The organism is Alkalibacterium putridalgicola, assembly GCF_900109825.1.
Taxonomy (GTDB): domain Bacteria; phylum Bacillota; class Bacilli; order Lactobacillales; family Carnobacteriaceae_A; genus Alkalibacterium; species Alkalibacterium putridalgicola.
The window spans coordinates 1-9,907 of record NZ_FOBL01000053.1 but is presented as its reverse complement, the minus strand read 5'-3'; the positions used below and the strand labels follow the sequence as shown (position 1 = coordinate 9,907).

The 9,907-nt window shown below is 42.4% G+C and carries 8 protein-coding genes and 1 pseudogene; 5 read left to right on the top strand and 4 right to left on the bottom strand.

The features are described from left to right. Positions 1-191 precede the first annotated feature (191 nt). Both BMX84_RS11875 and BMX84_RS11870 read right to left on the bottom strand, forming a co-directional pair. On the bottom strand, positions 192-473 hold the full coding sequence (locus BMX84_RS11875; protein WP_091490131.1) for a hypothetical protein: 282 nt from the start codon (positions 471-473) through the stop codon (positions 192-194). 91 nt (positions 474-564) lie between these two features. Then, positions 565-2,097, bottom strand: coding sequence for an AbgT family transporter (locus BMX84_RS11870; protein WP_091490128.1), 1,533 nt, complete (start codon positions 2,095-2,097; stop codon positions 565-567). Between the two features lie 319 nt (positions 2,098-2,416). Between BMX84_RS11870 and BMX84_RS11865 the strand changes: the two genes are divergently transcribed. The 4 genes and pseudogenes from BMX84_RS11865 (at position 2,417) to BMX84_RS11850 (ending at position 7,073) form a co-directional block, all read left to right on the top strand. Beyond that, positions 2,417-3,190: an acyl-[acyl-carrier-protein] thioesterase gene (locus BMX84_RS11865; RefSeq protein ID WP_091490126.1), complete on the top strand. Its 774-nt coding sequence runs from the start codon at positions 2,417-2,419 to the stop codon at positions 3,188-3,190. Further along, positions 3,174-4,154 (top strand): LacI family DNA-binding transcriptional regulator, encoded by a 981-nt coding sequence (locus BMX84_RS11860; protein WP_091490123.1) that lies wholly within the window; start codon positions 3,174-3,176, stop codon positions 4,152-4,154. Before BMX84_RS11865 ends, BMX84_RS11860 begins: the two co-directional genes overlap by 17 nt. A gap of 87 nt (positions 4,155-4,241) precedes the next feature. Next, positions 4,242-5,639, top strand: a pseudogene (locus BMX84_RS11855) (sucrose-specific PTS transporter subunit IIBC); the annotation flags it as partial. A 33-nt stretch (positions 5,640-5,672) separates the two neighbouring features. After that, positions 5,673-7,073: a glycoside hydrolase family 32 protein gene (locus BMX84_RS11850; protein WP_091490118.1), complete on the top strand. Its 1,401-nt coding sequence runs from the start codon at positions 5,673-5,675 to the stop codon at positions 7,071-7,073. Between the two features lie 48 nt (positions 7,074-7,121). Here BMX84_RS11850 and BMX84_RS11845 read toward each other — a convergent pair whose 3' ends face one another. Together BMX84_RS11845 and BMX84_RS11840 are read right to left on the bottom strand one after the other, a co-directional pair. Further along, on the bottom strand, positions 7,122-8,090 hold the full coding sequence (locus BMX84_RS11845) for an asparaginase (RefSeq protein ID WP_091490116.1): 969 nt from the start codon (positions 8,088-8,090) through the stop codon (positions 7,122-7,124). 1 nt (position 8,091) lies between these two features. Then, complete coding sequence (locus BMX84_RS11840) at positions 8,092-8,730, bottom strand: MBL fold metallo-hydrolase (RefSeq protein WP_091490113.1); 639 nt, start codon at positions 8,728-8,730, stop codon at positions 8,092-8,094. 137 nt (positions 8,731-8,867) lie between these two features. Here BMX84_RS11840 and BMX84_RS11835 point away from each other — a divergent pair, with 137 nt between their 5' ends. Further along, positions 8,868-9,332, top strand: a complete 465-nt coding sequence (locus BMX84_RS11835; RefSeq protein WP_091490110.1) for a Dps family protein — start codon at positions 8,868-8,870, stop codon at positions 9,330-9,332. The last annotated feature ends 575 nt before the right edge of the window (positions 9,333-9,907 follow it).

Genomic DNA, 9,907 nt, shown 5'->3' with positions numbered 1-9,907 from the left:
ACGTACCCGGCGAGAATAATACGTGAGTACGCTGAATGAGCTACGCAATGGGCGTACCCGGCGAGAATAAAAGGTGAGTACGCCGATTCAGTACATTCAGCGCTGTAGTCTTAAAAATATCGCAGAAATCAAAAACAAAAATCAAAAGTATAGAAAAGACTGGGCCCCTGCCCAGTCTTTTTTCATTATATCTATTGCAATTGTCTCATCTCTAGTGCTAAAAGGATAGAAGAGCTTAATACACCGCCGATGAGGAAGTACATCATCATCTGGACAAAAGGGAACCATGCGACCTCTCGATCAGAATTATCGTCGTCTAATTGCATCGAGGAGTAAATAAAGTAACTGATCCCCACCCCTATGGCCAAGACCGGCAATAGGTCCTGGATGTGTGAGGGTCTGAAATAGCCAAATATCAAACCAGTAATGAAGCCAATGAACTGAAGTGTTCGACGCATCGTTTTTGGGGACATAACGACCCTCCTCGTATTATATGAAAGTATGATAACTTTCGAAAAAAAGACATGTTCCAGTTAAGAGAACATGTCTTTGATCATATTTATATTATAGAGTAATTTGTGCGCCAGGACCTAATGGTAAGCCTATGACATACCATATGATCAATAATAGAGTCCAGGTGATCAGGAAGGCAATACTGTATGAAAGCATTGTTGAAATGATCGTACCTAATCCGCTCTTTTCATCGTATCGTTTAGCAAACACAAGGATCATTGCGAAGTAACTCATTAATGGAGAAATGATATTTGTTGATGAGTCAGCAATACGGTAAGCCATCAATGTCATTTCTGGAGCAATGTTAACTTCATATAACATTGGCGCAAATACTGGTGCCATGATAGCCCATTTTGCTGAAGCTGATCCAATGAACAAGTTAATGAACGCTGTTACTATGATAAAGGCCAGGATCAGTGGAAGACCGACAAATCCAATTGCCTCCAGGAATTCTGCTCCGCTTACGGCTAGGATCAAACCTAAATTAGTGTAAGAGAAGTAGTTGATAAATTGAGCGGCGAAGAAAGCTAAAACTAAATAGCCACCCATGGAAGCCATAGATTCTGACATTCCTTTGACCAAGTCGTGAGAGGTTTGAATTTTACCTGTTGTTTTTCCGTAGAAGTAACCCGGAACAGCGAACAGCAGTAAAATCATGAAGAGCAGACCGTTTCTCAAGAAGTTGTCGAGTGTCATAACCCCTTCATCATTAAGTGCTCTTAATGCACCGTTTTCCGGAACCATCAATATGGCCATAATACCAAGGAAAACCAGTAATGCGATCAGAGCATTACGCATACCTTTATTTTCGATATCTGTAATTGGGTCGTCATTTGGTTTGTAGTTTCCGTCGTATTCACCGAGCCGTGGTTCAACGACTTTTTCGGTGACCAACGCACCTACAACAGTCAATACAAATGTAGAAACGATCATAAAGTACCAGTTCGCAGTAACTGCGACATCGTATTCGATACCACCTGAAGTCAATGCTTCGTTAGTGATACCAACCAGTAAGGCATCAGTAGGACCGAAGATAAGGTTAGCGGAGAATCCGGCAGAAACTCCGGCAAATGCTGCGGCCAGACCGGCGATCGGATGACGACCGGCACCTGCAAAGATAATAGCACCTAAAGGAATAACAACAACATATCCGGCATCGGATGCGATATTAGAAATAATACCGGCAAATACCACGGATGCAGTTAAGAGACTTGTTGGAACATTTCTCAATAATTTTTTAAGCGCACTTGAAATCAAACCTGACCATTCAGCAACACCTACACCAAGCATAGCTACAAGTACTGTACCTAAAGGTGCGAATCCTGTAAAGTTATCTACTGCACTGTTAAAGATATGAGCCAGACCGTCACCTGTCATCAGTGACACTGCCTCGACGCTTACGAAATCACCTTCGCTTGCGTTAAAATATTCTACTGGCGCTCCAAATCGAGCGGCTAATTCGGATATCACGATAATAGCGAGAGCTAATATAATAAATATAATAACTGGATGCGGTAATGCATTACCTACACGTTCGATAAAACCAAGAAATCCTTTATTCGTGTTCTTTTCAGAATCACCCATATAATTTCCTCCTTAAATTTTTTAAATAGAATCAAATTCTAATCTTACAAATGATATAAATGAGGGAATCATAAGTAAGATTAAAATTTAGCTCCATTTCTCATTGTACCACAGACTCTATTCTAATACAAAACACACCATAATTTCAACATAATATAACTAATTATTCTTTTAAAAATCGAATTTTTTTGATAAATCATTTTAAAAATAAGAACGATAGAGGTTTATATGAGAACCTTTGATATTTAATCAGTAAAAAATTGTAAAAGCTGTCTATTCCTTTTATAATTTAAATAATGAAATAAGAGGAGAAATCAATATGAATCAATCGTATAAACAAAATCAGGTAATATCTTACTATATGTGTGACCGAAATCAGCAGTTGACCTTATCTATGCTGGTGAATCTTCTTATGGAAGTGTCGGAGAATCATTCGGCTGGATTAGGCAGGGAAGAATCCTTTATGAGGGAGCGAGGAATAAGCTGGATCATCTTAAGATATGAATTTAATATCACTCGAATGCCTACTTATAAGGAAGAAGTTGAAATAGAAACCTTTGCGACTGAGTATAACAAGCTTTTTACATATCGGGAGTTTATTGTCAAAGACAAGAACAATAGACAGCTGATCCAGGTCAAGGCGACCTTTGCATTGATGAATAATGCCACCAGAAAAATGAATAGGATCTCCAGCGAAGTCGTTGAACCTTATGGAGCAGAATTTTCGAAACGAATCCGGCGGAGTACTAAGCCGCAGGACGTCAATTCAAATCAGGCGGAAGAGAAAGGCTACACTGTGAGATATTTCGATATCGATGCCAATCAGCATGTAAATAATTCGAAATATATCGAATGGCTGTTAGACAGCTTAAGTCCTGCTTTTTTATCTGCACATGAAATTCAGCATGGCATTATAACCTTTGATAAAGAAGTAAAAGAAGGGGATACGGTGAAAAGTATCGTAAGCAAGCGTATTAAAGACGAGCTGTATTCCGATCATCGTATAGCTGTAGAAGGCACGATACATGCATCAGCGACCTTCAAATGGATCGAAAAATCTGGAATGGGGTTGAATGATGGTAACGATCAATGATATTGCAAAAGAAGCAGGGGTAGCCAAAAGTACTGTTTCGCGTTATTTGAATAATGGATCCGTAAGTCCGCGTACTAAACAGAAAATAGATGAGATCGTGAAAAAAAGAGGCTATAAGCCGAATACTTTTGCAAGAAGCCTCAAGGCGCAGAAAACCAATATGATCGGGGTGATTATTCCGCGTCTGGATTCCCCTTCTACAAATGAAGTCCTTTCGGGGATCGATTCCAGAGCACACGAAAAAGGGTATCAGTTGATCATTACAAATGCCAACCAGGAAAAAGAACGGGAAATAGAAGACATTTACACGCTGGCCAAACAGAAAGTAGACGGTATTATCTTTTTGGCAAAAGAAATAACAGCGGAACACCGAAAAGCCATCTGGGATATCGAACTGCCCTTTCTTGTTTTAGGACAGCACACAAAAGACATCCCTTCCATCGTCCATGATGACTATGGTGCGGGCAAAAAGATCGCCCGACATGCGCTGGAACTGGGTCATAAGGAATTCCTGTACTTCACAGTATCGAAAGAAGATGAAGCGGTGGGTCAAGACCGCTATAATGGGTTCATGGATGAAATCACTAAAGAAGGTGATGCAGTCGTTCATTCTATTGAAACCTCTTTTACTATGCGTGAAGCTCATCAGACAGCTATGGAAGAGTTACCGGGAACGAAAGCTTCCTTTGTTATCGGAGCAACAGATACGATTGCTCTGGCAGTGATGAAAGCAGCATCTGAACTAGATTTGTCTGTTCCGGAAGATATTTCCGTAGCAGGATACGGCGGTTATGATCTCTTTTCCTTTATGACGCCGGCCCTTACGACCGTCAAATATCCTTACTTTGGAATAGGCGATATGGCCATCGATACCATTGAGAAAATGATCGTAAAAGGAGAAGTACCGGAGAGTCAGATCTTATCCAATGAGTTGGTAATTAAAGAAACAACAAAAAAAAATTAAAAGTGTTTACAAAGAAAGCGAATTCATTTATACTGAAATAGAACCGGTTCCATAATGTGTGGAACCAAAATAATGGAGGGATAAAAAATGGCAGATAATAAAGAAATTGCTCAACAAGTCATTGATGCAATCGGCGGTAAAGAGAATGTCGACTCAGTTGCACACTGTGCGACTAGACTGCGCGTGATGGTAAAGGATAAAGAAAAAGTGGACGAAGCACAGGTCGAGAATATAGAAAAAGTCAAAGGTGTTTTCTATAACTCAGGTCAGTATCAGATCATCTTCGGTACAGGTACGGTCAACAAGATTTACAATGAAGTGACAGGTCTCGGTTTGTCTGGAACGACTAAAGGAGAAATGAAAGAAGAAGCTAAGCAGCAGGGGAATGCCTTTCAGCGTGCGATACGTACGTTCGGTGACGTGTTCGTTCCGATCATCCCCGTACTCGTAGCTACCGGTTTGTTTATGGGACTTCGAGGACTGCTGACACAGGAACAGGTATTGGGACTTTTCGGGATGGCTCCCGCAGACATCAGTGCCAACTTCCTGTTATATACACAGGTATTAACGGATACAGCTTTTGCTTTCCTGCCGGCTCTAGTCGCATGGTCAGCCTTTAGAGTGTTCGGCGGTTCGCCGGTCATCGGTATTGTTTTAGGGTTGATGCTCGTGAATCCTGCACTTCCCAATGCCTATGCTGTAGCAAGCGGAGATGCTTCGCCGATCTACATGCTTGGGTTCATCCCGGTTGTTGGCTATCAGGGAACAGTCTTGCCGGCCTTTATTGCGGGGTATGTTGGAGCTAAAGTTGAAAAATGGTTTAGAAAAGTGGTGCCGGAAACATTGGATCTGCTTATTTCACCATTCGGCACACTGTTGGTCATGAGCGTTCTTGCACTCTTCATTATTGGTCCAGTCTTCCATTCATTAGAAGAAGTGGTATTGGATGCCGTAGTCTGGCTCTTGGGTCTCCCGTTTGGCTTGGCCGGTATCTTTATCGGTGGGTTGAATCAGTTACTCGTTATCACAGGTGTTCATCACATCTTCAATTTCCTGGAGATTCAACTACTGGCTAACACAGGGGTCAATCCATATAACGCCATCATCACATCCAGTGTTGCCGCTCAAGGGGGAGCCACATTAGCTGTTGCGATGAAATCAAAGTCGAAAAAACTAAAAGCATTAGCTTATCCTTCAGCTCTTTCAGCTTTCTTAGGTATTACTGAACCCGCTATCTTCGGTGTGAACCTGCGCTATGTCAAGCCGTTTTTATTTGGTTTGGTTGGCGGAGCTGCAGGTGGTTTCCTGGCAGACATCTTGAACTTAGCTGCGACAGGAATGGCTGTTACTGTCATCCCAGGAACACTTCTCTATCTGAATGACCAGATCCTCTGGTATATTCTATCTAACCTAGTGGCTATTGGTGTGGCATTTGCGCTCACCTACTTCTTTGGTTACTCAGATAAGATGCGAGAAGAAATCGAAGGTTCAAACGCTTAAAGACTCAGGAGGAACAATATGTTAGAAGAACAAGGAAAAGATGATAAGTATTCTGTTCACTATCATCTGCGTGCCCCCCACGGATTGATCAACGATCCCAATGGACTGGTTTATTTCAATAAGCAGTATCATGTGTTCTTTCAGTGGAACCCAGAAGGGACGACGCATGAAAACAAAACATGGGGCCATGCTGTTTCAGATGATCTTATCGAATGGGATTATCTGGAACCGGCTTTAAAACCGACGGACTGGTTCGATAAAAATGGCTGTTACTCAGGGAGCGCCTTTGAAAAAGATGGAAAACTTTATCTCTTTTATACAGGCAATGTCAGAAATGCTGAAGGGGGCCGTGAAAGCTATCAGTGTCTGGCTGTTTCAGAAGACGGTGTTCATTTTGAGAAAAAAGGACCGCTCTTCGAACACCCAAAAATGTACACGGCTCATCTAAGAGATCCTAAAATATGGAAGGAAGATGAAACCTATTGGATGGTCCTGGGAGCTCAGACGGAGGATTTAAAAGGTACAGCTTTAGTTTACCGCTCACCTGATATTCTGAACTGGACCTTCGAGGGGGAATTCATGGATGCTCTACCGGATTTCGGTTACATGTGGGAATGTCCGGATGTGCTGAAACTCGAGAATAAAGATGTCTTTGTTTTCTCACCTCAGGGGATCGAACCTGAAGGTGTCATGTATCAGAATATTTTCCAGACTGGATATGTACTGGGCCAGTTCCAGGATGGAAAGTTCCATTCCGATAATGAAGACTTTGTTGAAATGGATAGAGGATTTGAATTTTATGCTCCTCAGTCTTTCAAAGATGACAAAGGAAGAACGATCGTCTTTGGATGGATGGGCGCTATGCCGCCTGAGGAAGAAGCGGCAGTTCCAACGATAAAAGATGGCTGGATCCATCATCTGTCACTGCCTCGAGAAGTGAAGGTCCAAAACAACAGGCTTATCCAGCAGCCGGTGGATGAATTGAAACTGCTGCGCCTTCAGTCATCGGATATACTGGGATATATTTCTCAAATAGAGAAGGTACGCTTTAACACACCGGAACAGGAGATCGAATGTGTATGGAAAGAAGAACCAGCATCGTTTGCCTGGACATTGCGGAACGAAGTGGCTGTAAGCTATGAAGCAGCCGAAAAACAGCTGACCGTTGAACGAACAAACTGGCTGACTTCAAAAAGGGAAACGAGAAGCGTGTATCTCGACGCACCTTTAACGGCTCTGCGTGTGTTTTTAGAGGATTCTTCGATGGAACTCTATGTAAACGGTGGACGTGAAGTCTTCTCTCTGCGATATTTCAATGAACAAAGAACTGATTTATGGGAATGGCAGAATGACAACTGGAAAGAACATGTCAGTCAACTAACTGTGCATGAACTGAAAAAAACAGTAATATTAAATTAGACTAAAGCAGCTCCCTTCTGAATAAGGAGAGCTGCTTTAGTTTTTTCTTTAATTGAATCGCGTCTTCATCAAGTCAGCGGAATTTTCCTGTTCTAGGATGACCTGTAGTTTGATACGCGCTTTTATGCCGGTCAATCCGGGGGCAAAAATTGCACCCAGTTCTTTCAAGTGCTTGCCGCCGCCTTTGTAAGCATAAATATCCTGAGCGATACCATTGAATGCCCGGGAAGTTATAACGATAGCGACATTCTTATCCAGCAGCCTTTTAATGCCGGGAAGTGTGGCTGGAGGCATATTACCTGCGCCTAAAGCTTCGATAACCAGTCCGTCTATTTCTGTAGAAGCAAGAGCTTCGAACAACGTACTGTCCATATCCGCATAAGCTTTGAGTAAATATACTTTCTTCGTTATGTTCTGGATCGGATAATTTTCGTCAAAGACCAGTTTCTGAAAAAAACGGACTTCATGTTTTGACACGATCCCGATAGGACCGAATGTCGGTGTTCTGAAGGTAGCGACATTCGTCGTGTGTGTCTTAGTCACGTAACGGGCTGTATGGATCTCTTCATTCATGACGACGAGAACCCCTTTATCACTTGAACCAGGAGCAAGGGCTGTCCAGATGGCATTCTGAAGGTTACTGACCCCATCCGAACCGATCTCATCAGTGGGGCGCATGGCTCCGGTCAACACGATAGGAAAGGGTGCATCGAGAGTTAAATCCAGAAAATAAGCTGTTTCTTCCAATGTATCTGTTCCATGCGTGATCACGGCACCATCGATACGGTCTTCTTCGATCGCTTCAGCCAGTCTTTTCTGTATATCCAGCATATGCTGCAGCGTGACGTGGGGAGAGGGCAACTGAAAAATATCTTCTTCAACGATTTCTATATTTTCTTCAAATAAGTGACTGTATTTGTGGAGCGGGTGTTCATCACTCGGTTTAACAGCACCCGTACGCTGATCCGTGCTCATGGATATCGTCCCGCCAGTATGCAAAAGTAAAATGCGCTTCATTCTATTTCTCCTTTCTCTTTCTGAAATAAGGATTCGTCCGTATTTCATACGCAACTGTTGTTGATTTGAGGTGACCTGGATAAACCGTATAGTCATCTGGGAGAGTCAAAAGTTTTTCTTCAACAGCTGGAATAAGTTTTTCGGGTTCACTGCCGGGAAGGTCCGTCCGTCCCACGCTGCCTTTGAATAAGGCATCACCTGAAAAAACACATTTGCCTTCTTCAAAAATGAAACTGACTCCTCCAGGTGAATGGCCCGGTGTCTCGACGACTTTGAATGAAAAAGGACCGATCGTTATAAATTCTGATGGCTTAAACGTGAATTCAGCGGGCCTGGCAGTGATTTCGTGAGTACCGTAAATAGAAAGATTCAGTTGCGGATCACCCAGCCACTCCTGTTCTTTTGGACTGACGTAGACCGGGATCTCATAATCGACACGCATATCCTCCAGGGCGCCAATGTGGTCATAGTGAGTATGTGTCAATAAAATAGCCAGAGGCGTGACCCCCAGCAGTTCCAGTTCGTTTTTAATTTTACTGGTTTCGTCACCCGGATCGATGATCAGGGCATCTGAACCTTTATAAATGATATAACAGTTCTCCTGAATAACACCTGTTTCGATTTGTTTAACTTGAACCATGAAAATGACCTCCTTCGTTCTTCATTTAGTATAACTAAATAATTATCTTCTGTCGATTCAAGCATAATAGTTGAGTATGTGAAAGATTTGGCTTAGTCTATGCATAGAAGGAAAAAATATTAATAGGAGGAATAAGTATGTCAACAAACGAAGTAAAAGAATGTTTAAATAATCTGGTCGCTACACAAGGTCTATTTTACACAAAACTTCATCAGGCACACTGGTACATCAGAGGACATCATTTCTTTGATCTCCATGTCAAGCTGGAAGATTATTACGATGAAATAACAGTTCACATGGATGATACGGCAGAAAGACTCCTGCAGCTCGGTGGGGAACCTTATTCAACGCTCCAGGAATTTATCGATCATTCAGCCATTGAAGAATCGCTTGATAATAAATATATTCCTGAAGAACCTTTTGTCAAAGCGGTCATCAAGGACTTTGAAAAGCTTAGAGATGAACTGGCTAAAGGCATCGATTTAGTAGATGAAAATAACGATGATGTAACTGTCGATATGCTGATCGAACAGAAAGCGTATATCGATAAAGTGATTTGGATGCTATGGGCCTATTCAGGTAAAAATGCCTTAGGTAAATAAAAGATAACAATCAATATGGGGAGCCGGTATTCATCCGGCTCTCTTTTTATTATGGAGAAGCGTGACTTAGTCTTTGTATTAGAGCGATTCGGATATGACGATCAGCCCGTATATCAAAAATGAAAGATACGTGCCCTTCAGCATGCATCAAAGTAGACGGAGGGCACAAAAGTAGTGGATATGTGCCCTTCAGTATGGAACAAAGCAGACGAAGGGCACAAAAGTGACGGATATGTGCCCTTCAGTATGGAACAAAGTAGACGGAGGGCACAAAAGTAGTGGATATGTGCCCTTCAGCATACATCAAAGCAGACGAAGGGCACAAAAGTGACGGATATGTGCCCTTCAGCATACATCAAAGCAGACGGAGGGCACAAAAGTAGTGGATATGTGCTCTTCAGTATGGAACAAAGCAGACGAAGGGCACAAAAGTAGTGGATATGTGCCCTTCAGCATGCATCAAAGCAGACGGAGGGCACAAAAGTGACGGATATGTGCCCTTCAGCATACATCAAAGCAGACGAAGGGCACAAAAGTAGTGGATATGTGCCCTTCAGCATGCATCAAAGCAGACG